General features: G+C 52.2%; 30 protein-coding genes and 1 pseudogene. 19 read left to right on the forward strand and 12 right to left on the reverse strand.

Translation table 11 applies throughout. The features are described from left to right. Positions 1-33: 33 nt before the first annotated feature. From J7445_RS00395 to J7445_RS00430, 8 genes are all read right to left on the reverse strand, one after another. Positions 34-462 carry a TOBE domain-containing protein gene (locus J7445_RS00395; protein WP_019269909.1) on the reverse strand — a complete coding sequence of 143 codons (429 nt, stop codon included), beginning with the start codon at positions 460-462 and terminating at the stop codon, positions 34-36. Between the two features lie 45 nt (positions 463-507). Beyond that, complete coding sequence (locus J7445_RS00400) at positions 508-1,170, reverse strand: response regulator (RefSeq protein WP_019269910.1); 663 nt, start codon at positions 1,168-1,170, stop codon at positions 508-510. Between the two features lie 310 nt (positions 1,171-1,480). Then, entirely contained in the window at positions 1,481-2,164 is a 684-nt protein-coding gene (gene narI / locus J7445_RS00405; protein WP_425326069.1) for a respiratory nitrate reductase subunit gamma, read from the reverse strand. Positions 2,165-2,166: 2 nt separating this feature from the next. Further along, complete coding sequence (narJ, locus tag J7445_RS00410; protein ID WP_070654471.1) at positions 2,167-2,835, reverse strand: nitrate reductase molybdenum cofactor assembly chaperone; 669 nt, start codon at positions 2,833-2,835, stop codon at positions 2,167-2,169. Beyond that, positions 2,835-4,394 carry a nitrate reductase subunit beta gene (narH, locus tag J7445_RS00415; RefSeq protein WP_070654470.1) on the reverse strand — a complete coding sequence of 520 codons (1,560 nt, stop codon included), beginning with the start codon at positions 4,392-4,394 and terminating at the stop codon, positions 2,835-2,837. Before narH ends, narJ begins: the two co-directional genes overlap by 1 nt. A 364-nt stretch (positions 4,395-4,758) precedes the next feature. After that, the gene (locus J7445_RS00420; protein WP_083310337.1) at positions 4,759-5,361 is read right to left on the reverse strand and encodes a DUF2478 domain-containing protein; all 603 of its coding nucleotides are present in this window, start codon (positions 5,359-5,361) and stop codon (positions 4,759-4,761) included. Between the two features lie 175 nt (positions 5,362-5,536). Continuing rightward, complete coding sequence (locus J7445_RS00425; protein WP_070654469.1) at positions 5,537-6,367, reverse strand: basic amino acid ABC transporter substrate-binding protein; 831 nt, start codon at positions 6,365-6,367, stop codon at positions 5,537-5,539. Positions 6,368-6,440: 73 nt separating this feature from the next. Continuing rightward, positions 6,441-6,692, reverse strand: coding sequence for an NGO1151 family protein (locus J7445_RS00430; protein ID WP_016687175.1), 252 nt, complete (start codon positions 6,690-6,692; stop codon positions 6,441-6,443). A 102-nt stretch (positions 6,693-6,794) separates the two neighbouring features. On the opposite strand from J7445_RS00430, the gene J7445_RS00435 reads away from it, so the two are divergent. Beyond that, the gene (locus J7445_RS00435; RefSeq protein ID WP_070654468.1) at positions 6,795-7,607 is read left to right on the forward strand and encodes a hypothetical protein; all 813 of its coding nucleotides are present in this window, start codon (positions 6,795-6,797) and stop codon (positions 7,605-7,607) included. A 105-nt stretch (positions 7,608-7,712) separates the two neighbouring features. Further along, entirely contained in the window at positions 7,713-8,318 is a 606-nt protein-coding gene (locus J7445_RS00440) for a DUF3465 domain-containing protein (RefSeq protein WP_209283083.1), read from the forward strand. Positions 8,319-8,393: 75 nt separating this feature from the next. Here J7445_RS00440 and J7445_RS00445 read toward each other — a convergent pair whose 3' ends face one another. Both J7445_RS00445 and J7445_RS00450 read right to left on the reverse strand, forming a co-directional pair. Further along, on the reverse strand, positions 8,394-9,359 hold the full coding sequence (locus J7445_RS00445) for an IS30 family transposase (protein WP_209283031.1): 966 nt from the start codon (positions 9,357-9,359) through the stop codon (positions 8,394-8,396). Between the two features lie 115 nt (positions 9,360-9,474). Further along, on the reverse strand, positions 9,475-10,113 hold the full coding sequence (locus J7445_RS00450) for a DedA family protein (RefSeq protein ID WP_019269919.1): 639 nt from the start codon (positions 10,111-10,113) through the stop codon (positions 9,475-9,477). A 56-nt stretch (positions 10,114-10,169) separates the two neighbouring features. On the opposite strand from J7445_RS00450, the gene J7445_RS12320 reads away from it, so the two are divergent. The 15 genes and pseudogenes from J7445_RS12320 to J7445_RS00520 form a co-directional block, all read left to right on the forward strand. Beyond that, on the forward strand, positions 10,170-10,295 hold the full coding sequence (locus J7445_RS12320; protein ID WP_019269920.1) for a hypothetical protein: 126 nt from the start codon (positions 10,170-10,172) through the stop codon (positions 10,293-10,295). Then, positions 10,292-10,960 carry a DnaA regulatory inactivator Hda gene (gene hda / locus J7445_RS00455; protein ID WP_019269921.1) on the forward strand — a complete coding sequence of 223 codons (669 nt, stop codon included), beginning with the start codon at positions 10,292-10,294 and terminating at the stop codon, positions 10,958-10,960. The genes J7445_RS12320 and hda overlap by 4 nt, the downstream gene beginning before the upstream one ends. Next, positions 10,957-11,625 (forward strand): histidinol-phosphatase, encoded by a 669-nt coding sequence (locus J7445_RS00460; protein ID WP_070656545.1) that lies wholly within the window; start codon positions 10,957-10,959, stop codon positions 11,623-11,625. The genes hda and J7445_RS00460 overlap by 4 nt, the downstream gene beginning before the upstream one ends. A gap of 303 nt (positions 11,626-11,928) precedes the next feature. Further along, a complete protein-coding gene (locus J7445_RS00465) occupies positions 11,929-12,228 on the forward strand; it encodes a TonB family protein (RefSeq protein ID WP_070656547.1) in 300 nt (99 codons plus the stop codon). A 91-nt stretch (positions 12,229-12,319) separates the two neighbouring features. Next, the gene (locus tag J7445_RS00470) at positions 12,320-13,285 is read left to right on the forward strand and encodes an IS30 family transposase (RefSeq protein WP_209283084.1); all 966 of its coding nucleotides are present in this window, start codon (positions 12,320-12,322) and stop codon (positions 13,283-13,285) included. Between the two features lie 36 nt (positions 13,286-13,321). Next, on the forward strand, positions 13,322-13,642 hold the full coding sequence (gene cutA / locus J7445_RS00475; RefSeq protein WP_070654577.1) for a divalent-cation tolerance protein CutA: 321 nt from the start codon (positions 13,322-13,324) through the stop codon (positions 13,640-13,642). A gap of 131 nt (positions 13,643-13,773) precedes the next feature. After that, a complete protein-coding gene (panD, locus tag J7445_RS00480; protein ID WP_003767516.1) occupies positions 13,774-14,157 on the forward strand; it encodes an aspartate 1-decarboxylase in 384 nt (127 codons plus the stop codon). 87 nt (positions 14,158-14,244) lie between these two features. Further along, entirely contained in the window at positions 14,245-15,087 is an 843-nt protein-coding gene (gene kdsA / locus J7445_RS00485) for a 3-deoxy-8-phosphooctulonate synthase (RefSeq protein WP_019269924.1), read from the forward strand. Positions 15,088-15,230: 143 nt separating this feature from the next. Next, entirely contained in the window at positions 15,231-15,692 is a 462-nt protein-coding gene (nrdR, locus tag J7445_RS00490) for a transcriptional regulator NrdR (RefSeq protein WP_003776195.1), read from the forward strand. Between the two features lie 40 nt (positions 15,693-15,732). Further along, the gene (locus J7445_RS00495; protein WP_244969490.1) at positions 15,733-16,263 is read left to right on the forward strand and encodes a hypothetical protein; all 531 of its coding nucleotides are present in this window, start codon (positions 15,733-15,735) and stop codon (positions 16,261-16,263) included. Between the two features lie 69 nt (positions 16,264-16,332). After that, positions 16,333-17,430: a bifunctional diaminohydroxyphosphoribosylaminopyrimidine deaminase/5-amino-6-(5-phosphoribosylamino)uracil reductase RibD gene (gene ribD / locus J7445_RS00500; protein ID WP_070654573.1), complete on the forward strand. Its 1,098-nt coding sequence runs from the start codon at positions 16,333-16,335 to the stop codon at positions 17,428-17,430. Between the two features lie 267 nt (positions 17,431-17,697). Continuing rightward, positions 17,698-19,536: a glutamine--fructose-6-phosphate transaminase (isomerizing) gene (glmS, locus tag J7445_RS00505; RefSeq protein ID WP_070654571.1), complete on the forward strand. Its 1,839-nt coding sequence runs from the start codon at positions 17,698-17,700 to the stop codon at positions 19,534-19,536. A 95-nt stretch (positions 19,537-19,631) separates the two neighbouring features. Next, positions 19,632-19,982, forward strand: a complete 351-nt coding sequence (locus tag J7445_RS00510; RefSeq protein ID WP_244969474.1) for a helix-turn-helix domain-containing protein — start codon at positions 19,632-19,634, stop codon at positions 19,980-19,982. Continuing rightward, a complete protein-coding gene (locus J7445_RS00515) occupies positions 19,886-20,161 on the forward strand; it encodes a hypothetical protein (RefSeq protein WP_209283085.1) in 276 nt (91 codons plus the stop codon). Before J7445_RS00510 ends, J7445_RS00515 begins: the two co-directional genes overlap by 97 nt. A 12-nt stretch (positions 20,162-20,173) precedes the next feature. Continuing rightward, positions 20,174-20,782: pseudogene (locus J7445_RS00520) on the forward strand (IS3 family transposase); the annotation flags it as partial. A 70-nt stretch (positions 20,783-20,852) separates the two neighbouring features. Here J7445_RS00520 and lapB read toward each other — a convergent pair. Continuing rightward, positions 20,853-22,022: a lipopolysaccharide assembly protein LapB gene (gene lapB, locus J7445_RS00525; RefSeq protein WP_016687605.1), complete on the reverse strand. Its 1,170-nt coding sequence runs from the start codon at positions 22,020-22,022 to the stop codon at positions 20,853-20,855. A gap of 12 nt (positions 22,023-22,034) precedes the next feature. After that, a complete protein-coding gene (locus J7445_RS00530; protein WP_009311116.1) occupies positions 22,035-22,379 on the reverse strand; it encodes a LapA family protein in 345 nt (114 codons plus the stop codon). Between the two features lie 388 nt (positions 22,380-22,767). Between J7445_RS00530 and ilvE the strand changes: the two genes are divergently transcribed. Together ilvE and J7445_RS00540 are read left to right on the forward strand one after the other, a co-directional pair. Beyond that, positions 22,768-23,766, forward strand: a complete 999-nt coding sequence (gene ilvE, locus J7445_RS00535) for a branched-chain-amino-acid transaminase (RefSeq protein WP_070654490.1) — start codon at positions 22,768-22,770, stop codon at positions 23,764-23,766. 260 nt (positions 23,767-24,026) lie between these two features. After that, on the forward strand, positions 24,027-24,905 hold the full coding sequence (locus tag J7445_RS00540; RefSeq protein ID WP_070654489.1) for a YoaK family protein: 879 nt from the start codon (positions 24,027-24,029) through the stop codon (positions 24,903-24,905). Positions 24,906-25,096 lie beyond the last annotated feature (191 nt).

The following is a 25,096-nucleotide window of genomic DNA, read 5'->3' on the forward strand; positions in this document are numbered from 1 at the left end:
ACGACCTTTTGCATATGTTGGAAATTTTCTGTTTCAAATTAAAACGCCTAACATGACTTGATTGGCATTGAAAACGGCAGTGGCCGGTCGGTCCTGTTCTAGGGCAAGCGTTTCGCTGCTGTAGAGTGTAATGGTTGCACATAAGTTAATTTCATTATTAATATCAAGTGTAACGACATTGTTGACTGACCCTTGTTCCACACGTTTCACAGTGCCGTGCAGGCAGTTTTCTGCCGATAATGTCATGGGTGCGAGGTCAGTCGCCAGTACGACCGATGCTGCTTTAATCATGGCGATAACCGGGCTGCCGACAGACAGTTTCAAACGCTTTAGGCTGAAACTGCTGATTTGTGCATGAATTTCGATACCGCCTGCGCTGGCAAGGGTAACCAGGCATGAGCCGTTGCTGTGTTCGATGTGGGTTACCGTACCGGCCAGTTGATTGCGGGCACTGCTTTTCATGAGTGTTCCTTATGCTGAAGTATTCTTAAAAAGGAGAGTGGGTGGTCAGAGCGGCTGTGGTACATTATGTTGAACGGCATAAACGGCAGCCTGTACGCGGCTGGATAATTCAAGTTTGCGCAAAATACTCTGCACATGTACTTTGATGGTGGATTCCGCCAGATTAAGCTTACGTGCAATGATTTTGTTACTGTGCCCGGCAGCTAGGTAGCCAAGAATTTCCAATTCCCGCGTTGTCAGTGCATCCAACGCCCTGGTTGCTGGAGGGGTATTGGGTTGAATCAGAGATTGTACCAAGCGGGCAGTCATCTCAGGTGAAAAAACATTATCGCCTTCTGCTGCTTTGCGGATGGCATCAACCAGAAAATCCGCATGGATGTTTTTTAGTAAAAAGCCGCGCGCCCCGAGACGCATGCACTCAGTTAAATCTTCGCTATCTTCAGAGACAGTCAGCATTACCACTACCTGTTCAGGCCGACTGCTAAGGATTTGAGCCAAAGCTTCGCGCCCGTTCATTACAGGCATGTCCAAGTCTAGCAATACAACGTCGGGATCGGTTTGCTCAACTAATTTCACACCGCTGAGACCGTCAGCTGCTTCACCGACTACTTCATAGTTATCCTGTCTGGTCAGTAGGGCTTTTATACCGCTACGGAACAGGGTATGGTCGTCTATCAAGGCAATGCGGATAGTTTCATTCAAACTCATCTTTTAAAAGTCTTTCTGGTTGCGGTAAGGTAAATATGGGGGGTATCGTCTATGCTGTAATCCAATTCGAGGCGGCGTGAATGCGTAATGTCCGATTTCTTATAATATTCAGACCGATATGAAGATGGGAAATAAGTCGGTGCTAAATGAGCCTAGTACTTTATAATTAACCATATATTTCATCAAGTAGGTTGGCTTGTGTCGTTTGGTGAATTGGATGGATAGGGTATTTAAAATAGCCAACCTGATCGTAATAATAAAACAGGCTATCCGAAAATTCTTCGGATAGCCTGTTAAAAATTTAAAGAAATCAGCGGCGGCGAACCAGTTGCCATGCGCGGCCGAGATAAGCAACGCTGGCGAAGCCGCTCCATACGTGCACCAAGCGGGTGAATGGGAAAATGACAAACAAGCCCATGCCCATTACCATATGCAATTTAAACAGAAAGCTTACATCTTTGATATAGTTGGCAGCTTCACCGCGGAAGGTTACAATATGTTGAGCCCAGCTCATCAGTTTCACCATTTCATGACCGTCTGTATGACTCATGCTCACAAAGATAGTCAACAAACCCAAACCCAAGGTGGTGATGAGCCAAAGCAATACCAGTTTGTCACGCCAAGTGGTGTTTGCAGCCAAGCGGTCGCATTTCAGACGACGTTGCAGCAAGATAATTAAGCCGATCATTGCGGTTGTGCCGAAGATGCCGCCCATTACCATCGCAAAGATTTGTTTGGCACCGTGGGAAACGCCTAGAGCATCCCAAAACCATAAAGGGGTGAGCAGTCCGAACAAGTGTCCGAAGAATACGGCTATGATGCCGACGTGAAATAGTATATTACCTAAGCGCAACTGGCCTTCGTAAAGGAGTTGGCTGGATTCGCTTTTCCATGAATATTGCTCACGGTCGAAGCGCACGAGGCTGCCGAAGAAGAAGATTGCAAGAGCAATATAGGGGAAGATGCCGAAGAAGAATTGGTGCAGGGTATTCATGTTCATACTCCTTTTGAGTCCGCCTGAAAAGCGGCTTTAGGATAAAACTGTACGGTTTCGACGCTTGGTTTTAGCAGTGGCTCGGTGCCGGAAATATCTGGGCCGAATGTTTCCATGGCTTCGTCCATATCGCGCACGGGGGGCTCGATGAGAGGTTGTGGTGCGACCGGACTGAGCGCGGTAATGCCTTGCAGCAATACGGCGTAAGGCGAACCGCTTTTCTCAAGATTTCCTCCGATGTGGGCGATCACATGTACGGCATCGCCCAAGAGTTTTTGTGCGTGTTCTGACGGCACTTGGCTTAAGTATTCCAGCAGTGCGGGCAGATAGTCGGGCAATTCGTCGTCGCCCAACTCGAAGCCGTGGTTGCGGTATTCTTGCAATAAGTCCACCATCGCGCTGCCGCGGTCTCGGTCTTCGCCGTAAACATGCTCGAAAATATAGAGTGCGTGGTTGCGATTGCGGTCGAAGGTAGCAACGTAGTTTTCCTGCAATTCGCGCAGATTGTGATTGCCTAGGTAGTCTAAAAAGTTTTTCAGACGACCTTCCTGTGATTGCAGTTCGAGCCATTCTTTCAAGGCAGCCTGAAACTCAGGCAGAGCTTCGATCATCTCGGCTTCAGGATAGCACAACAGCGCGGAAAACCATTTGTAAACGGGATTCGCGCTCATCAACGTACTCCTTCTTCACGATTTTTTTCCGCATCTTTGCGCAGACCGTGGAAAATAATCGGTGTGCCTTTGCGTTTGCCAAACAGGCTTTCTTCGCTGCTGCCGCCGGAGCAGCCGTTGCCGAAGGTAAAGCCGCAGCTGGCTTTATCGCCGAAACTGTTTTCAACCATTTCTTTGTGTGAAGTCGGGATGACGAAGCGGTCTTCATAATTGGCAATAGCCATGATTTGATACATGTCTTCGACCATTTCGGGCGTAAGGCCGGTACCTTCCAGTGCTTGAGCCGGTGTTTCACCGTGAACCACTTGTCCGCGTTTGAAGCGGCGCATAGCAATCATGCGCTCCAGTGCTTCTTTGATTGGCTCAATTTTGCCGGCGGTGAGCAGGTTGGCCAGATATCTCAGCGGGATACGCATTTCATCCACGCTTGGGATAATACCGTTTTCGCCCACCAAACCGTTTTCGATGGCAGATTGAATCGGTGAAAGCGGCGGGATGTACCAAACCATTGGCAAGGTGCGGTATTCCGGGTGCAGCGGGAATGCCACTTTCCATTCCATTGCCATTTTGTACACGGGCGATTTTTGGGCAGCATCAAGCCAGCTTTGGCTGATACCTTGTTTCAATGCTTCGCGTTGTACTTCGGGGTCATGCGGGTTGAGGAATACGCCCAGTTGCTGTTCGTACAGGTCTTGCGGATTTTCCACTGACGCGGCTTCTTCGATTTTGTCTGCATCGTACAGCAGTACGCCCAAATAGCGGATGCGGCCTACGCAGGTTTCGGAACACACGGTCGGCTGGCCGCCTTCGATACGCGGATAGCAGAATGTACATTTTTCAGCTTTGCCGGAAGTCCAGTTGTAGTAGATTTTTTTGTAGGGGCAGCCGGATACGCACATACGCCAGCCACGGCATTTGTCTTGGTCGATCAGTACGATGCCGTCGTCTTCGCGTTTGTAGATGCTGCCTGACGGGCAGGATGCCACACAGGTCGGGTTCAAACAATGCTCGCACAGGCGCGGCAGGTACATCATGAAGGTTTGTTCGAACGCAGCGTGCATGTCTTTTTGAATGCCTTCAAACAGTACATCTTTTGCACGTTTTTCAAATTCGCCTGCCAAATCGTCTTCCCAGTTCGGACCCCATTCCACTTTGTCCATTTTTTTGCCGGTGAGCACAGAGACAGGACGGGCGGTCGGCGGCGTTTTCATTTTCGGCGCGTTTTGCAGATGCTCGTAATCGTAGGTGAACGGCTCGTAGTAGTCGTCGATTTGCGGCATGTTCGGGTTGGCAAAAATATTCGCCAAAATCTTCAATTTGCCGCCTTGCTTAGGTACCAGTTTGCCGTTGGGTTTGCGCACCCAGCCGCCATTCCATTTGTTTTGGTCTTCCCAGTTTTTCGGAAAGCCGATGCCTGGCTTGGTTTCGACGTTGTTAAACCACGCATACTCTACGCCGTCACGCGAAGTCCAGACGTTCTTGCAGGTAACGGAGCAGGTATGGCAGCCGATACATTTGTCTAAGTTCAGAACCATGCCGACTTGTGCTCTGATTTTCATGGTAGTGTTCCTTTTGGTTTGGTTTCTAGATGGCCTGTCTAGCAAGCCATTTGAACATGGCTGTTAATTATGGGGTGGTAATGGTAGCTTATTTTAAAAAATTTTGACGCTTAGGAGTTTATAGGAGCGCATACAAGAAAAATATGCATAGAAAGCGTAGCCTAAGACAGCAAAATAAGGGGGTAAGGCTGTCTTAAGGAGTAAAAGTATATACTACTTTGGGAGTATCGAGTAGGGGTTGAAAAAATAGTTACGGTTGTCTTCATCAAAATAAGAAAGACAGTGGAAACAGCAGACTTCATAACCATAAAATTGAAAAATACACATATGAATAAGGCAGTCTGCCGTGTGGTGGGTTAATATTTTAAGGCAAGGTTCGTTTGACGGATTGCTTTATCCAGTCAAGAACGGTATCGGTATCTGCAGGTAGTTCCCCACCCGCTTCGCCTGAAAAGCTTCGCCAGTCCGGCAGGTATTTGCTTTGCAAGGTGGTTAGAACCGGAATACCTGAGCTGATAGCGGCAAGGTATTCCAACAACAAACCGCGGTTATCGATTTCTCCATGGCCAAATTTGTTAATGACTACCAAATCCGTGCCTTCCGCTATGGCTTCGCGAATCACCGAACCTGCCGCTGCCAGTGCGCCGGCGTCCAGTTTGCAGCCACTGGAATGGTTGCCGAGATTTTGGAAGATGGAAAAGCATCGGTTGTCTGCGACGGAAGCCAGCTCCGAATTACTGTGCTTACCTTCGTTGTCTATCGGATTCAATAGTCCGGCCACGCGCCATCCGTCTTGTTGCAACCGGCGCACGGCCTGCCATAATGCAGTTATCGCAGCATCGCCTTCATCAGCATATACCACGGCAGCGATGGCATAGTCTGATTGTTGTTCTATTTGATTAGACATAAATTCACTTTCAAGGGTATTGGAGTTTTGGGCAAAATCTTGCAATGTCGTTGCAAACATTAAAACGTTTGAATCTCTTGGGGCGATTGTCCGTAGATGTCAGTCGGGAAATTGCAGGGACAGTATAGCCGTCATTAGAGATAAGATGGCCCGCTCATTAAACAAAAGGTCGTCTGAAAACCGCGGTACAGGCTTTCAGACGACCTTTCTTATTGCTTAAGAACGTTGAAACAGATTATTTGGCTGCTTCAGGTTGGCTGGCGGCTGCCGCTTTATCGCCTTCTTTGGCGAAGTATTTGGCGTGGATTTTGTCGTATTCGCCGCTGTCGCGTACTTTTTTCAGCGCTTCGTTCAGCATTTTAACGGTCGCTTCGTCACCTTTGCGTACGGCAATGCCGTAGTTTTCAATCGTGAAATCAGGCAGCGTGATGAAGTCCATGCTTTTGGTCGGGTTGTTTTTCACATAGTTGGCGATGACCGCGCTGTCGCTGACCACGGCATCCACGCCGCCGTTTTCCAGCTCTTTGATGACCAAAGGAACGCTTTCAAAGCGGGCGATTTTCGGATTGTCGTTGCCCAAGAGTTTGGAAACGGAGAAGTCGCCGGTTTGACCGGTAACGACACCGACTTTCGCCATGTTTTTGAGGTCGTCTGAAGAGGCGACTTTTTTGCCTTTGGGAACGAGGACGACTTGGGTGATTTCAAAATAAGGGTCGGTGAAATCCATGGACTGCTTGCGCTCGTCGGTAATGGTTACGCCGGAGATGACGATATCCGTATCGCCGTTTTTGAGCGCGGGGAAGAGGCTGTCCCAAGGCTGGTGTTTGAATTCGACTTTGAAGTTGCTGGTTTTTGCCATGGCGTTCATCAAATCGACGTCGAAACCTTCAACGTTGCCGGCGGAATCCAAGGATTCGAAAGGGGCGAATTCGGCGTTGGCGGCAACGCGGTACACTTTGTCGGCTTTAGGGGCTGACGAGGATGCGTCTTTGCTTTGACCGTCGCAGGCGGAGAGTGCCAGCGCGGAGCAGGCGAGGGCGGCTGCAATCCATTTTTTCATGTTCATGGGGAGGTTCCTTCTTTACGGATATTAATAAATAAACGGATAGTTTAACACGGTTTGGGGAAGTCGCTACGCGTCAGTGTTCTTTTTCGCGGAAAAAAGCGTAGGTTACGTCATGGAAGAGGTCGGTATGCGGGCTGTCTTCGTAGTTCAATTCGGCGAGCGCGTCTTCGAAGGCAAGCTGGATGGACTCGACGGCTTCGTTTGCCATGTCGGACGGCAGCGAACGGATCAGACCTTTGAGGGCGGTGGCGAGAACGTGGTTCTGCATACGCAAAACGTCGTTGGCTTCTTCCAAATATTCGAGGCGTTGTTCGATGCTGCTCATGATGTGTTCCTGGGAATCTGTTAAAATACCGCATTATAGCAAATCACGGCATTCGCTATGCGCGTGAAATGAAATGACACAACGGAAGAACGAAAGCAAAAAATGGATACGAATCGTCCCGATACGCCACAACAAGCGGATGAAAGCCTGGATTGGGAAAGCCGCTTGGAAAAGCTGCGGCAAACCCGCCAATTGAACGCACCTTACACACACGCTCCTTTGGTGCGCGAATCTCAAGAGCCAGCCGTCGAGCAGAAGCCCAAAGCCAAAACCGCCAAGCTCGACGATGCCAACCGCGATGCCGTCTTGACGGAATATCTGCGCAAATGGCAGGAGGAACACAACACCATGCTGGAGGAAGACGCTGCCGAAACGGCGGAGACCGATGCAATGGTGATTTTGCAGGAAAACTGGCTGAACGCGCAGTATTCGCTGCAAATGAGTGCGACAGACAGACAAATCGAGTCCACGCGTACAGTTTGGCTGAACCCGAAACGTAAAACGGTCGAATTTGACGCACCCGTAAAAGAAGAGGCAACGTCGTCTGAAAACGAAAATCCGCAGGCGCAAGAGCAGATTTCAGACGACCCCAAAGACGAAACGCCGCCGATTACCGTCAATATCAACGTGTTGAACCCGCAGGTTATCAACCGCAGGGAAGTGTTCTGCATTTCCGAGCAAGACCTGAGCGAGCGTTTGATCAAACGCCTGCGCCCACACGTCGCCGACGCAGTCAACGGCATGATACGCACCGCCGTGCAGAAACAAATGGCGCTGTTTACCTACCAGCTCCAACAAACCCTCAGCGAACAGGCGCCCGATTTGGTGGAACAGCTTTTGGATTACAACGTGAAAAAAATCCTGAACGACATCAAATACGAAATGAAATACAGTCAGGGAAACAAAAAAGCGTGATCACGCCGCCGCTTCAGGTATCGGACTGAAAATGCTGATTTTTCCGCCGATTTTGTATATAATGGTGGCTCACGTTATCGTGATTTAACTCCTTTCAAATAATTTATGCCCGATGAACCGTCGGGCATTTTTTTGGGCACGGATTTTATGAATAAAAACAAATGGATTTGGATACTGATTGTTGCCGCAGTGGTAGTCGGTTATCAAAAAATGCAGCAGGGGCGGCAGGGTCAGGCAGCGGATGCCGTACCCACCCAAACACAGACCCAAACCCAAGCGGAAAAACGCCCATCCGAACAGCCCCAGCCTGAGCAGCCTTCATCCAAAAAGTCGGAACCGAAGCAGCCGAAGAACGACCGCCAAGCAGGACAGGGCAGCGCGGAACAAATATTGCAGCAAGCCTTTGAAAACCAAGAGAGCGATATTCAGGTGAAGGGCTCAGGTACGGTTCTGAAAACGCTGCCCGACGACAACCAAGGCACGCGCCATCAGCGTTTTATCTTGAAACTGTCGAGCGGGCAAACGCTTTTAGTGGCGCACAACATCGACCTCGCCGACAAAATTAAAGGCTTGAAAAAAGGCGATAAAGTCGGCTTCTACGGCGAATACGAATGGTCGGAGCAGGGCGGCGTCCTCCATTGGACGCACCACGACCCCGCAGGCCGCCATACCGACGGCTGGTTGGAGCACAACGGACGGGTTTATCAATAAAAGCTTGGAAAGATTGCAAAAGGTCGTCTGAAAAACGTTTTCAGACGACCTTGGATTCGGATTTCAAGTGCAACACTAGTGTATCAGTGGTTTGAACAGATTCAAGAATAAAACACTTGGCGTTTCGTAGCCAAGTGTTTTTCTTGGCCGGTGGTTCAATTCATCTTGAACCCTGCGTATCTCCCGATTGCTGATGTTTCGGAAATCGGTTTGTTTGGGGAAATATTGGCGGATGAGTCCGTTGGTGTTCTCATTCAGCCCTTTCTCCCAAGAATGGTAGGGGCGGCAAAAATAGGTTTTCGCCTTCAATGCTTCGGCTATTTTGGTGTGTTGATAGAACTCTTTGCCGTTATCCATAGTGATGGTGTGCACTCTGGCTTTATGTGCCTTTAATGCCCTAACGGCTGCCAGAGCAGTGTCTTCGGCTTTGAGGCTATCCAATTTGCAGACGATGGTGTAGCGGGTAACGCGTTCGACCAAGGTCAGTAATGCGCTTTTCTGTCCTTTGCCGACGATGGTGTCGGCTTCCCAATCGCCGATGCGGGCTTTCTGGTCGACGATGGCGGGTCGGTTTTCTATGCCGACGCGGTTGGGCACTTTGCCTCTGGTCCATGTGCTGCCGTAGCGTTTGCGGTAGGGTTTGCTGCATATTCTGAGGTGTTGCCACAAGGTGCCGCCGTTGCTTTTGTCTTGGCGGAGGTAGCGGTAAATGGTGCTGTGGTGGAGTGTTATCCCGTGATGTTTGCGCAGGTAGGCGCATACTTGTTCGGGACTGAGTTTGCGGCGGATAAGGGTGTCGATGTGTTGAATCAGCTGCGAATCAAGCTTATAGGGCTTTCGCTTACGCTGTTTGATAGTCCGGCTCTGCTTCTGTGCTTTTTCGGCACTGTATTGCTGCCCTTGGGTGCGGTGCCGTCTGATTTCGCGGCTGATGGTGCTTTTGTGGCGGTTAAGCTGTTTGGCGATTTCTGTGACGGTGCAGTGGCGGGACAGGTATTGGATATGGTATCGTTCGTCTTGGGTCAGTTGTGTGTAGCTCATGGCAATCTTTCTTGCAGGAAAGGCCGTATGCTACCGCATACTGGCCTTTTTCTGTTAGGGAAAGTTGCACTTCAAATGCGAATCCGCCGACCTTCTCTTATGGTTCAAATAATTTTTATTTCTTCGCCGCCCTTCTCGCGCGGATGACTTCGATCACGCCCGGCAGGATGGAAATCACGATAATCGCCACCATCACCAACGCCAGATTGTTTTTCACCACCGGAATATTGGCGAAGAAATAGCCGGCATAGGAAAACGATACTACCCACAATACCGCGCCGATGATGTTGTAGCGGATGAAAGTGCCGTAGTGCATGCTGCCCATGCCTGCGACAAACGGAGCAAACGTGCGCACAATCGGGACGAAGCGGGCGATGATGATGGTTTTGCCGCCGTGTTTTTCGTAGAACGCGTGGGTTTTCTCCAGATACGACTGGCGGAAGATTTTGGAATCGGGGTTGGCAAAGAGTTTGCGCCCGAAAAACTTGCCGATCATGAAGTTGGCGGCATCGCCCAAAATCGCGGCGGCCAAAAGCAGTGCAATCATGACATGAATATTCATGCTGCCGACCGCGGCAATCCCGCCCGCGGCAAACAGCAGCGAATCGCCCGGTAGAAACGGCGTAACCACCAAGCCCGTTTCGCAGAAAATAATCAAAAACAACACCGCGTAAATCCATACGCCGTATTGCGCGGAAATCTCGACCAAATGCTGGTCGATGTGGAGGATAAAATCAATAAGGGTCGAAATCACGAAATCTTCCTGAAATGAAAAAGACAGGGGTCGTCTGAAAACAGACGCGTCGCCAAATGTCTGCCATTGTATATGAAACCCATGCCGCGCGCCCCTTTTTCAGACGACCCCGCGCCTTGATACGCGCTGACAAAACAACGTACAATAAACCCGATTCCAACCCATCCGGTATGCCTTTGTGAACCAGCTTATTTTCGACTTCGCCGAACGCGGCTATCCCGGTTTCGACAAATTCCTCGGAACGGAAAATGCCGAACTGGTCTATGTGTTACAGCATAAACACGACCCGTTTATCTACGTCTGGGGCGAAGAAGGCGCGGGCAAAAGCCACCTGTTGCGCGCGTGGGTTGCCCAAGCGCTCGACGCGGGGAAAAAAGCCGTCTATATCGACGCCGCCGCCACGCCCCTGACCGAAGCTGCCCTTGAAGCCGACTACCTCGCCATCGACCAAATCGAAAAACTGGGCAACGAAGAACAAGCCCTCCTGTTTGCCGTATTCAACCGTTTCCGCAACAGCGGCAAAGGCTTTCTGCTGTTAAGTTCAGAACACACCCCCCAACAGCTCGTCATCCGCGAAGACTTGCGCACCCGCATGGCGTACTGCCTCGTTTACGAAGTCAAACCCCTGACCGACCAAGAAAAAATCGACGCGCTCGTCAGTATGGCGGCGGCGCGCCAAGTTACCATAGACCCCGAAATCTTCGAATACCTGCTCAACCACTGGCGGCGCGACATGGACAGCCTGATGCAGATGCTCGACACGCTGGACAACTACGCCGTTACCATGGGCAAACGCATCACCCTGCCGCTTCTGCGCCAGCTTTTGAAACAACAGGAAACCCAATGAAAAACCTCGCCATTTTCGACCTCGACAACACCCTTATCAACACCGATTCCGACCACTCTTGGCCGCAATACCTCATTAAAAAAGGGCTGGTTGACGCTGCCGAAACCGAAGCACAAAACGAAAAATTCTACCGCGACTACCAAAACGGCTGCCTCGACATCGACGCCTTCCTCAAATTCCACCTCGCCCCGCTCGCCCGTTACAGCAAAGAAGAGCTGGCGGAATTTCACCGCGAATTTATGGCAGAGTTCATCACGCCCTACATTTCGCCCATGCAGCGTATGCTGGTACAGAGCCACCAAATGGCGGGCGACGAAACCCTAGTTATCTCCTCGACCAACGAGTTCATCATCACCCCCATCTGCCACCTTTTCGGCATCACCAACATCATCGGTACCCAACTCGAAACCGGTGCCGACGGCCGCTACACCGGCAACTACATCGGCACGCCCAGCCTCAAAGAAGGCAAAATCACCCGCCTGAACCAATGGCTCGCCGAACGCGGCGAAACGCTCGAAAGCTATGGCAAAACCTATTTTTACAGCGACTCCAAAAACGACCTGCCGCTGCTGCGCCTCGTCAACGAACCCATCGCCGTCAACCCCGATGCCGAGCTGGAACAGGAAGCCAAAGCAAAAGGTTGGCCGATATTGAACTTCAAATAAGCAACACCGCGCCCGCCGCCCAAACGGGCGCAATATCGTAACGTGGGCTTCACCCTCGAAAACAAAGGTCGTCTGAAAATAGCACAACCCCGTAGCGTGGGCTTCGCCCGCGAAAAACAAAGGTCGTCTGAAAATAGCACACCCCCGTAGCGTGGGCTTCGCCCGCGAAAAACAAAGGTCGTCTGAAAATAGCACAACCCCGTAGCGTGTGCTTAGCCCACGGAAAACAAAGGGTCGTCTGAAAACCAATAAAAACAAATTCCCCCTAAACCCTCTACAAATCGACAAATAAGGAAAACACCCATGTCCATCCGCGCCATCATCCCCGCCCTGATGCTTGCCTTCGTCCTACCCGCAACCGCGCAAACCGTCAACCCGGCAGAATACGCCCCCGCATCCCAAAATCCCGCACAACCCATCAAACCCGTCAAACTATCCATCTTGGTTTCCCCCGAAGGCAAAGCCGTAGAAGTCCACATCCTCGAATCCAGCGGTTATGAAGGGCTCGACGAAACAGCCGTCGCAACCGCCAAAAAAGACAAATACAAAGCCGCCGGATACTGGGTGAAATATAAAGGAACCATCGAGTTTAAAAACCAATAGGTCGGCGGATTCGCATTTGAAGTGCAACTTTCCCTAACAGAAAAAGGCCAGTATGCGGTAGCATACGGCCTTTCCTGCAAGAAAGATTGCCATGAGCTACACACAACTGACCCAAGACGAACGATACCATATCCAATACCTGTCCCGCCACTGCACCATCGCCGAAATCGCCAAACAGCTTAACCGACACAAAAGCACCATCAGCCGCGAAATCAGACGGCACCGCACCCAAGGGCAGCAATACAGCGCCGAAAAAGCCCAGCGGCAAAGCCGGACTACCAAACAGCGCCAGCGAAAGCCCTATAAGCTCGATTCGCAACTGATTCAGCACATCGACACCCTTATCCGCCGCAAACTCAGTCCTGAACAAGTATGCGCCTACCTGAGCAAACACCACCAAATCACGCTCCACCACAGCACCATTTACCGCTACCTTCGCCAAGACAAAAGCAACGGCGGCACGTTGTGGCAACACCTCAGAATATGCAGCAAACCCTACCGCAAACGCTACGGCAGCACATGGACCAGAGGCAAAGTGCCCAACCGCGTCGGCATAGAAAACCGACCCGCTATCGTCGACCAGAAAACCCGCATCGGCGATTGGGAAGCCGACACCATCATCGGCAAAGGACAGAAAAGCGCATTACTGACCTTGGTCGAACGCGTTACCCGCTACACCATCGTCTGCAAATTGGATAGCCTCAAAGCCGAAGACACTGCTCTGGCAGCCGTTAGGGCATTAAAGGCACATAAAGCCAGAGTGCACACCATCACCATGGACAACGGCAAAGAGTTCTACCAACACACCAAAATAGCCAAAGCATTGAAGGCGGAGACTTATTTTTGCCGCCCCTACCATTCTTGGGAAAAAGGGCTGAATGAGAACACCAACGGACTCATCCGACAATATTTCCCCAAGCAAACCGATTTCCGAAACATCAGCGATCGGGAGATACGCAGGGTTCAAGATGAGTTGAACCACCGGCCAAGAAAAACACTTGGCTACGAAACGCCAAGTGTTTTATTCTTGAATCTGTTCAAACCACTGATACACTAGTGTTGCACTTGAAATCCGAATCCAAGGTCGTCTGAAATGTCCGCGTTCAAACCCGTCATCGTTACCACTACCGCACCGACCCGCGAAGAAGCCGAAAAAATCGGCGGCCTGCTTTTGGAAAAACACCTCGCCGCCTGCGTGCAATACGAAACCATCACCAGCCAATACCTTTGGAACGGCGAAATCTGCCGCGACGACGAAATCCGCATCACCATCAAAACCTCGCGCCACTGCTACCGCGAAATCCAAAAAACCATCATCGCCAACCACAGCTACGAATGCCCACAAATCCTGATGCAAAACGTATCGCGCGGATACGCCCCCTATTTGCGCTGGCTGAAGCAGAGTTTAGGTTGATAAAACAGCCGCGCCGTCTGAAAAACGCTCAAGCATCATTATGAATTTACAGGGAAGTCCACTATAATGACGGCTTTTGATTTTCAGACGACCTCCGTCTGCATCCGCAATCCCAAACCAAAAGGAAACCCATGTTCCGCACCATGCTCGGCGGCAAGATACACCGCGCCACCGTTACCGAAGCCGACCTCAATTACGTCGGCAGCATCACCATAGACCAAGACCTGCTCGACGCCGCAGGCATCCTCGTTAACGAAAAAGTCGCCATCGTCAACAACAACAACGGCGAACGCTTCGAAACCTACACCATTCCCGGCGAACGCGGCAGCGGCGTCGTCTGCCTCAACGGTGCCGCAGCACGGCTCGTCCAAAAAGGCGACATCGTGATCATCATGTCCTACGTTATGCTGTCCGAACCCGAAATCGCCGCGCACGAACCCAAAGTCGTCCTTGTGGACGAACACAACAAAATCCGCGACATCCTCTCCTACGAGCCGCCGCACACCGTCCTATAAAACACAAAGGTCGTCTGAAACCGCAAAATCCGCTTTCAGACGACCTTTCAGCCATTTTCAGACGACCTTCGAGAAAGCCCCATCATCATGAACATCCGCATCAACAACCTCACCGTCGGCAACGACCTCCCCTTTACCCTGTTCGGCGGCATCAACGTTTTGGAAGACCTCGATTCCACCCTCAAAGCCTGCGAACAATACGTCAAAGTAACCGACAAACTCGGCATTCCCTACGTCTTCAAAGCCTCCTTCGACAAAGCCAACCGCTCCTCCATCCACTCCTTCCGCGGCGTCGGCTTGGACGAAGGCATGAAAATCTTCCAAGCCGTCAAACGCGAGTTTAACGTTCCTGTCATCACCGACGTCCACGAACCCTACCAATGCGCCCCCGTCGCCGAAGTCTGCGACGTCATCCAACTGCCCGCCTTCCTCGCCCGCCAAACCGACCTCGTCGTCGCCATGGCAAAAACCGGCAACGTCATCAACATCAAAAAACCCCAGTTCCTCAGCCCTTCGCAGATGAAAAACATCGTCGAAAAATTCCAAGAAGCGGGCAACGGACAAATCATCCTGTGCGAACGCGGCGCCAACTTCGGCTACGACAACCTCGTCGTCGATATGCTCGGCTTCGGCGTCATGAAACAAACCTGCGGCGGCCTGCCCGTCATCTTCGACGTCACACACTCCCTGCAAACCCGCGAATCCGGTGCTGCCGCATCCGGCGGACGGCGCGCGCAAGTGCTGGACTTGGCGCTCGCCGGCATGGCAACCCGCCTCGCAGGCCTCTTCCTCGAATCACACCCCAACCCCGACCAAGCCAAATGCGACGGCCCCAGCGCCCTGCCGCTTGCCCAACTGGAAGACTTCTTGACCCGCGTCAAAGCCATAGACGAAACTGTCAAATCCTTCGCGCCTATGGACATCCGTTAACGGGTATTGCAAACGAAAGGTCGTCTGAAAAGCAGAAAACGGTTTTCAGACGACCTCTTCAACCCATAATAAACCCACCGACTATACGGGAATAGCTCAATCGGCTACAATTCCGTTTCACAAACAAATAAATTCAAAAACTTATGAAATGTCCGTTTTGTCAGCATCCCAATACTCAAGTCACCGATTCGCGGCTCTTGGAAGAGACGAACAGTATCCGCCGCCGCCGCCGTTGCGTGGAATGCGGGCAACGGTTCAGTACGTTTGAAACGGTCGAAATGCGGATGCCGCAGGTCATTAAATCCAACGGTACGCGCGTGGCGTTTAATCCGCACAAGCTGAGAACCAGTTTGGAACGGGCTTTGCACAAACGCCCGATCGCCCAGGAAAAAATCGATGAAACGGTCGCGCTGATTGAGCAGCGTCTGTATCAGTCGGGCAACAAGGAAGTGCCGTCGCGCATGGTGGGGGAAATGGCGATGGAGGAGTTGGCAAAAATCGATCAGGTCGCCTATGTCCGTTTTGCTTCCGTGTATAAAAGTTTCAACGACGTGTCCGAGTTTACTCAGGCAATCGCCACGCTGGTGCAGACCGACGGGAAATAGGTCGTCTGAAAGCGGTGTGTTGATGATGAAGAGGATGTTTATGAAAAGAGTTTTATCCGTAGCCGCCGCACTATTCTGCCTTGCCGCCTGCAGCCCCGAGCAGAACAATGCCGCGCCGAAAGCCGCCTCCGATACGGTTCAAACGCTGACGAGCATGGACGGCAAAATTTCCATCTCCGTTCACAACAGCCACTTCACCGACATCATCGCCGATTCCGCCCGCCATCCGAAAAACGTTCCCGCCTCCAGCCTGATTCTGCTCCAACACGACCCTGAGGCGCGCATTACGATTTATGCGGCAAACAACGGTCCAGCCCAAACGGATGCCAAAGCCTATTTCGCCGAACTCAAAACCGCGCTGCAATCAGACGAAACTCAAAATGTCCGCGTCGGCATCGCCACCGACAACCGCATGAATTACCAAACCGACCGCGAAGACCGGCAAGGAAAGTTCAACCAATACTGCATCGCTATTCACGAAGCCAATATCTATACCGTTTGCGCGTACAGCCATCACGCGGGTCAGAAGGAATTGTCGGAAGTATTGAAAGAATTGAGCTTGTCGCGTTAATGCTTCGACGAACGGAATACGCGAAAGAAAAGGTCGTCTGAAAACGGAAAACTTTAAGAAATCCACATTATGTTTGATTGTATTGATACCCAAATGATGCAAAACGCCCTTGCCCTTGCGCGGCTCGGGCGTTTTTCCACTTCTCCCAACCCGCGCGTCGGCTGCGTGATTGCACACGGCAGCCAAATCGTCGGGCAGGGGTTTCATGTCAAAGCGGGCGAACCGCATGCCGAAGTGCATGCGCTGCGGCAGGCGGGCGAAATGGCGCGCGGGGCGACGGCTTATGTGACGCTCGAACCGTGCAGCCATTATGGCCGTACACCGCCCTGCGCCGAAGCCCTAATCGGCTCGGGCGTGTCGCGCGTGGTCGCCGCCATGACCGACCCCAATCCGCTGGTGGCAGGCAAAGGTTTGGCAATGCTGGAAGCCGCAGGCATCCGCACCGAAAGCGGTTTGCTGGAAACCGAAGCGCGCGAACTCAACCGCGGTTTCCTCTCCCGTATCGAACGCGGCCGCCCGTTTGTCCGCGTTAAATGCGCCGCCAGCTTGGACGGCAAAACCGCGCTCGCCGACGGACGCAGCTACTGGATTACTGGCGAAGCGGCAAGAGCGGACGTACAAACCTTACGCGCGGAAAGCTGCGCCGTCTTAACCGGCATCGGCACAGTGCTTGCCGACAATCCGCGCCTCAACGTCCGCGCCTTCCCGACGCTGCGCCAGCCCGCGCGTATCGTGTTGGACAGCAAACTGCAAACGCCGTTGGGCAGCCACATGGTTTCAGACGACCTCAGCCCCACTATCATCGTAACCGCCGTCGATGATGAAGAACGTCTCAAACCATACCGCGCGTTCCATCATATCCGCCTCTTGAGGTCGTCTGAAAACGCCGCCGGACGCATAGACCTTGCCGCCCTGTTGCCTCAGTTGGCAGAGCTGGGCTACGGCGAGATTATGGTCGAAGCGGGCGCGACGCTGACCTCCACCTTTATCGAAGCAGGCTTGGCAGATGAAATCGTGCTGTACCAAGCGCCGAAAATCTTAGGCGAAGGCAGAAGCCTGCTCACCCTCCCCGCCAACCCTGCCGTTTTGACTTCGGAAGGCGAATGGGAAAGCCGTTCGGTAGAGCTGATCGGGCAGGACGTAAAATGGGTTTTGCGTAAAAAATAGGCTGATAATTGGATTTTGAGACTGTTTTAGTTATCTAGGAAAATCCCAGTTATTTTGTTACTAGAGCAGGGGAAAGGCCGTCAGAAGCTTTGGAAATGCTTTTAAACCCGCCGTTTATGCCGACATGGCAAGCGTATTGCATGGTTTTTAAATGTTAATTTCTTTAAAATTCAGTGTGATATGTTCTGCTCTGATATAATACTCGGGCAAGGCGTTCGGAAGCCGGCGTCTTGTCTTTTTTCAACTTTTAGATACTAAGGAACTCATATGTGCGGTATCGTCGGCGCCATCCGCGCCAATCACAATGTAGTCGATTTTCTGACCGACGGTCTCAAACGCCTTGAATATCGAGGCTATGACTCGTCGGGTATTGCAGTAAACATGGACGGCAAAATCAAGCGCGTGCGCCGTGTCGGCCGCGTGCAGCTGATGGAGGACGCCGCGCGAGAAAAAGGCGTGTTCGGCCATATCGGCATCGGCCATACCCGCTGGGCGACCCACGGTGGCGTAACCGAACCCAACGCCCACCCCCACATCTCCGGCGGCATGATTGCCGTCGTCCACAACGGCATCATCGAAAACTTCGAAGCCGAACGCGAACGCCTCAAAGCCTTGGGTTACACCTTCGAATCGCAAACCGACACCGAAGTCATCGCACACAGCGTCAATCACGAATACACCCAGAACGGCGGCAAACTGTTTGAAGCCGTCCGCGCTGCCACCGCCCGTTTCCACGGCGCATACGCCATCGCCGTGATGGCGCAGGACAAACCCGAAGAAATGGTCGTTGCGCGCATGGGCTGCCCGCTCTTGGTGGCATTGGGCGATCAAGAAACCTTCATCGCCTCCGACGTATCCGCCGTCATCGCCTTTACCCGCCGCATCGCCTATTTGGAAGACGGCGACATCGCCGTATTGAGCGCGAATGGCATCGACAAACTGATTGACAAAACCGGTGCCGAAACCCAACGCAAAGTCAAAGTATCCGAGTTGTCACTCGCTTCGCTGGAGTTGGGCCCTTACAGCCACTTCATGCAAAAAGAAATCCACGAACAGCCGCGCGCCATCGCCGATACCGCCGAAGTCTTCCTTGACGGCGGCTTCGAACCCGAAAACTTCGGCGCGAACGCACGCGAAGTGTTCGACGATATTCACAGCATCAAAATCCTCGCCTGCGGCACGTCCTACTACGCCGCGCTGACCGCCAAATACTGGCTCGAATCCATCGCCAAAATCCCGACCGACGTCGAAATCGCCAGCGAATACCGCTACCGCGACGTGATTGCCGATCCGAAACAACTGATCATCACCATCTCCCAATCCGGCGAAACCTTGGACACGATGGAAGCCCTGAAATACGCGCAGTCTTTGGGACACCAACACAGCCTGTCCATCTGCAACGTCATGGAATCCGCCCTGCCGCGCGAAAGCGAATTGGTGCTGTACACCCGCGCCGGTGCAGAAATCGGCGTCGCTTCCACCAAAGCGTTCACCACGCAACTGGTTGTATTGTTTGGCTTGGCGGTGACGCTGGGCAAACAACGCGGCTTTGTTTCCGCCGAAAAAGCGCGCGAATACGTCGAAGAACTGCGCCAACTGCCCGGCAGCATCCAACACGCCCTCAACCTTGAGCCGCAAATCGCCGCGTGGGCGCAAAAATTCGCCAAGAAAAACAGCGCACTGTTTTTAGGTCGAGGCATCCACTTCCCGATCGCTCTCGAAGGCGCGTTGAAGCTGAAAGAAATCACCTACATCCACGCCGAAGCCTATCCCGCAGGCGAATTGAAACATGGCCCGCTGGCATTGGTGGACGAAAACATGCCCGTCGTCGTCATCGCGCCGAACGACGGTTTGTTGGACAAAGTCAAAGCCAATATGCAGGAAGTCGGTGCACGCGGCGGCGAACTCTTCGTTTTCGCCGATTTGGACAGCAATTTCAACGCCACCGACGGCGTGCACGTCATCCGCGCCCCGCGCCACGTCGGCGTACTCTCGCCGATCGTGCACACCATCCCCGTGCAGCTCCTGTCCTACCATGCCGCCCTCGCACGCGGCACGGACGTGGACAAACCGCGCAACCTGGCGAAATCGGTTACAGTTGAATAAAGCCCGATTTGAACGGTAAAAGGTCGTCTGAAAACTTTTGAACTGCACCCCAAAAGTTGGACACATCCCCTCCAACTCACAAGGTGCAGTTTTTTATGAGCAAATATACATTACACTTCAAATACCAAGCCGTACTCCACTACCTGCACATACGCAGCCAACAGCGTACCGCAGACCATTACGGCATCTCCCGAACCCACCTGCGGCGATGGATACGCGCCTATCAAGAAGGCGGCATCGGCGCACTCGAACATCCCCAATCCAAAACCATGACCGACCACCGCAAAAACCCCTTCATCGCCGACAAACCCGACAACGAAAAAACACAGGCAGAACTTATCGAAGAGTTGTGCTATATGCGCGCAGAGGTTGCCTACCTAAAGGAGTTAAAAGCCCTCAGCCAAAAGCAGACCGCAAAGGACAAAGCCAAACCGTCCAAGCACTGAGGGCGCAACACCCGCTCAAATACCTGCCGCACATCGCAAACCTGCCCAAAAGCAGCTTTTACTACCACCACCAAGACCGACCCGACCCCGATGAAGCCGACAAAGCCCTCCTTGTCGAAACCTACCGGCGGCATAAAGGACGCTACGGGCAAAGGCGCATTGCCGCAACATTGGATTAGAACCGCAAAAAAGCAGCTCGGTTGATGAAACAGATGGGGCTGAAAGCCAAAATACGGGCGAAAAAAGCCTACCGCCATCCCGCCATGGGCGAGATATCGGAACACCTCCTCAAACGCCGGTTCACAGCCCGAAAGCCCAACGAAAAATGGCTGACCGACGTGACCGAACTCAAAGGAAGCGACGGCAAACTGTACCTCTCGCCAATCTTGGACTTGTTCAACCGAGAAATCGTCGCCTACGCCATGAGCCGCAGAGCCGACAGCGAAATGGTGAAGGAAATGCTCGAAAAAGCCGCACCCCGTCTGACTGATAAGGGAACAATGCTGCATTCCGACCAAGGTGTGCTGTACCGTACGGCGGAATATAGGAAATTGATTGCAAAACATTCCATGGTTCAAAGCATGTCGCGTAAGGCGAACTGTTGGGACAATGCGCCGATGGAAAGCTTCTTTGCGGTGTTGAAGACGGAGTGTTTCTATAACGCAGGAGAATTGACGGTGGATGAATTGATGAAGCAGATAGATGACTATATGGATTACTACAACCGGGAGCGTTGCAGTTTGAAATTGAAAAAGCTGAGTCCTGTCGCATACAGAACCCAGCTTGCACAGAGCGCCTGAATAGGCTTTTATGAGTGTCCAAGATTTGGGGGCCAGTTCACTTTTCAGACGACCTTTTTGTTGGTTTGTTTCACACTTCGATTTTGTTGGGTGTGAAGGTTTCCCATTTGTTGCAGGCGGGGCAGTGCCAGAAGAAGACTTGGGATTTGAAGTGGCAGTTGCGGCAACGGTACATGACGCTGCGTTGAAGTTGGCGGCCGATGACGGAGCGCATCATGTCGGCATCGGCTTTCCACGCGGGATTCATGGTGCTGATTTTCAAACCCAGCAGGCGGTACACGCCGTTGAGGTCGGGTTTTTGGCGCACGAGTTCGACGGCAAGTTGGGCGGCTTCGCTTTCGCCTTTGAGCAGCAGGGCTTTTTCGTAGATGACGTTGATGAGGTCTAAATCGGGGAAGGTCTGCATATAGCCAATGAGCCGGTTCAGTCCTTCTTCCTGTTTGCCTTGGGCGGCATAGGCTTCGTAGAGTTTCTCGCCGACCATGCTCAGGTAGGCATGGTTTTGTTGCTCGATGGCGCCGTATGCCTCGACAGCGGCGGGGAAATTGCCCTGTTTGGTTTCGATGTCGCCCAAAATCATATTAGCGCGGGCGCATTTTTTGTTGGCGTCCAAAGCTTTTTGGACGTTGTAACGGGCGGCGTCAAGATTGGATTTAAACAGCGCGGTTTGGGCAAGTTCGCAATAAAACTGTGCAATTTCAAATTGGTAGGTTTGCTCGTCGTGGCTGAGGAGTTGCGCGGTTTCGATGGCTTTTTCCCAGTCGCGGTCTTGCTGGTAGATGCTGAGCAGGTGCTGACGGGCTTCGCGCGCCATGTTGCCTTCCTGTAAGCCGATGAAGATTTGTTCTGCGCGGTCAACCAAGCCTGCGCTTTGGTAGTTTTGTGCGAGTTCGAACAATACCCGCGCGCGTTTTTCGTTGACGGTATCGGGCGAGTCGAGCAGGGCTTGGTGCATATTGATGGCTTTGTCGTTTTCGCCGCGCTGACGGTAGAGTTTGCCCAAGGTCAGGTTGAGGTCGTAAGACTGCGGCTGCTGGTCGATGACTTCCGCCAGCTCGCGGGCAGCACGGCCGCTGTTGCGGTCAACCAATGCGTCCAGACTTTTGTAAAAGCCGGCAGGCACGCTTTTCGCCTGTTTCAACACGGTTTTCATGTCGATACGGGCGGCAAACCAGCCCATGGCGAAGAAGACGGGCAAAAGGGTAATGGGCAGGAGGATGACCCACAATTCGTTGTCCATGTGATTCCTTTTTTAAGGCTTGGGCGTTTGTACGGGTTGTTTGGCAGGGGCCGTCGTTTGCGGCGCAGGTTGCTGCGGTACGGGGGCGGCAAGGTCTTTTTCGCTCAAATGCGCGTGTTTTTTGACTTCAGCACGCAGGCGGTTGTTTTCGCTGCGCAGCGCCAAAAGTCTGCCGAACAGGGCGAACATGCCGAATACGATACCGATGACAAACGCGCCGAAGAGGACGACAATCAGCGGTAAATCGGCTTTCTGACCGGGCAGGTAGTGGAAGGCGACGCTGTCGGTATTGATGACGGCGAGCAGTAAAAACAATAATAAAATGATGACTTTGATAATGGTGTAAATCAGTTTCATGGATGTCTCCGGCGGTATGCCTGTCGGAAAGTTTTGAAAAGGTCGTCTGAAAATTCGGTAGGGCGGTCGATAGGGATTCCGTTTCCGAATCCGTTTGCCGCAGATGCGGCTTAGTTTAAACGATTTGGATTGTTTCGGATAGGATGTGCGGCAGTTTTCAGACGACCTCGGGCTTCATTATATATATGTAGTAAACAGTAGGCATGATTGCTGACAATTTGTATGCTCATCGGAATAGGCGGTTGCCCGTATTTCGTTATCAGGCAAGGGCTTGGACGGAAGCTGATTTTGAAACGGGCATTCGGACTTGTCAAAACCATCTCTACAGGCGTATCTTTCAACTTTTAATATCTAAACAGAACCAAACAGAATAAGAAAGGCAATCACCATGAGCAGACCCGTACCCGCCGTGTTCGGCAGCGTCTTCCACGCCCAAATGCCCGTTATCGCCCACAAGGACGGCAAATGGCAGCCGATCGAATGGCAAACTTCCTCAGACCTCACCCTCGCGCCCGGCGCGCACGCCCTGCATTACGGCAGCGAATGCTTTGAAGGTTTAAAAGCATTCCGTCAGGCAAACGGCAAAATCGTCTTGTTCCGCCCGACGGCAAACATCGCCCGTATGCAGCAAAGCGCAGACATTTTGCATCTGCCGCGCCCCGAAACCGAAGCCTATCTGAATGCCCTGATCGAATTGGTCAAACGCGCCGCCGACGAAATTCCCGATGCGCCTGCTGCGTTGTATCTGCGCCCGACGCTCATCGGTACCGACCCCGTTATCGGCAAAGCCGGTTCGCCGTCCGAAACTGCGCTGCTCTATATCCTCGCGTCTCCGGTCGGCGATTATTTCAAAGCCGGTTCGCCCGTGAAAATTTTGGTTGAAACCGAGCACATCCGCTGCGCACCGCACATGGGCCGCGTCAAATGCGGCGGCAACTACGCCTCCGCCATGCCTTGGGTGTTGAAGGCAAAAGCCGAACACGGTGCAAATCAAGTCCTGTTCTGCCCGAACGGCGACGTACAGGAAACCGGCGCGTCCAACTTTATCCTGATTAAAGGCAACGAAATCATCACCAAACCGTTGACCGACGAATTCCTCCACGGCGTTACCCGTGATTCCGTGCTGACCGTCGCTAAAGACTTGGGCTACACCGTCAGCGAACGCAATTTCACCGTGGACGAACTCAAAGCCGCAGTCGAAGAGGGCGCGGAAGCAATTCTGACCGGCACTGCCGCCGTCATCTCGCCCGTAACCTCTTTTGTCATTGACGGAAAAGAAATCGAAGTGAAGAGCCAAGAACGCGGCTACGCTTTGCGCAAAGCCTTGACCGACATCCAATACGGTTTGGCGGAAGACAAACATGGCTGGTTGGTTGAAGTGTGCTGATTTGATTTTGTATTGATGCAATCGGTGGAAAGGTTGTCTGAAAAGGATAAAATGCTTTTCAGACAACCTTTTTTATGGCTAATGGAAATAGAAAAATTCCTGCCTGCCGTCATTTTTCATCGGTGGTAGGTACAACACCTTAATATTGTAGATTTTTGATGGCGGGGTCGTCTGAACATACTGTTCGGATGATGGATTAATTTTAATCGGAAAGGTGTTTACTTGCCTTGCATCCATCATTGCAAAAGGGATAACGTTATATGGAAGAACCGCAAATACACCTACGACGCGATAAGCAGATTAGGCCGCATGACAAGCGGCGACATGCCCCGCCATTTTGGCAGGCGGACAGGCCGTATCTGCACGAACACCATATTTCCGATGCGCGCTTCCGCAGGCTGGGCTACATCATGGCGATGTTGGCGGGTGCGATTAATGCGGGCGGTTTCTTTGCGTTTTCACGCTACACGTCGCACGTTACCGGCTCGATGTCGCTGCTGGCGGACGCTGTTTATCTGCGCGAATGGATAACGGCGGCGGTGGCTTTAATCAGCGTGTTGTGTTTTGTGGTCGGTGCGGTGCATTCGGGCTGGGTGGTTTTGTGGACGCAGCAGAAGCGGTTTCGTGGCAGCTTCGGTTTTTCCATGTGGTTGGAAGCGGTTTATCTGCTGATATTCGGCTTGTTCGGACTCACGGCATCTCAATGGAACATCGGGAACGGGAGTTTGGTTTTCCCGTCGTTGGCTTTGTTTTTAATGTGTTTCATCATGGGAATGCACAATACGGTGATGACGCTTTTGTCCGGCGGTGCCATCCGTTCGACGCACATGACCGGCACGGCGACCGACTTGGGCATCGAGCTTTCGCGTGCGCTGTATTACTCGAAAAAACATCATCCGCGCCTGCCGCATGTGCATGTCAATAAGCCGAAGATGTGGCTTTTGGGTGGAATGATGTGGTCGTTTTTGTTGGGTGGGGTGATTGGTGCGTGGGGCTATCATCAGATAGGCCACCATTTTGCCTTGCCGGTCGCGCTGGTGTTGTTTGTGTTGGGCGCGGGATCGGTCGGTTACGATGTGCGTTTGAGGCTGAAATATATGTTGATAAGGTATGTCCGCCGCCGTTATGGAAAAGAATAGGTGTTGCAAACGCCTTGAGGAACCAAACTTCATTACGGCAATCTTACTGAATACGCAGAATAGAAAACCGGAATGTCAGTTTGCGGTCAGTTAGGTAATATCGGGTTAAGCGAGATTTACTGTGCCGCAATCCTGGCTATCATGCTGTTTCAATCTGTTTTGAAGGGTTTGCAGCCCGCCGAAACATTGTT

Origin of the sequence: Neisseria sicca, assembly GCF_017753665.1 — a bacterium.
Taxonomy (GTDB): Bacteria; Pseudomonadota; Gammaproteobacteria; order Burkholderiales; family Neisseriaceae; genus Neisseria; species Neisseria flava.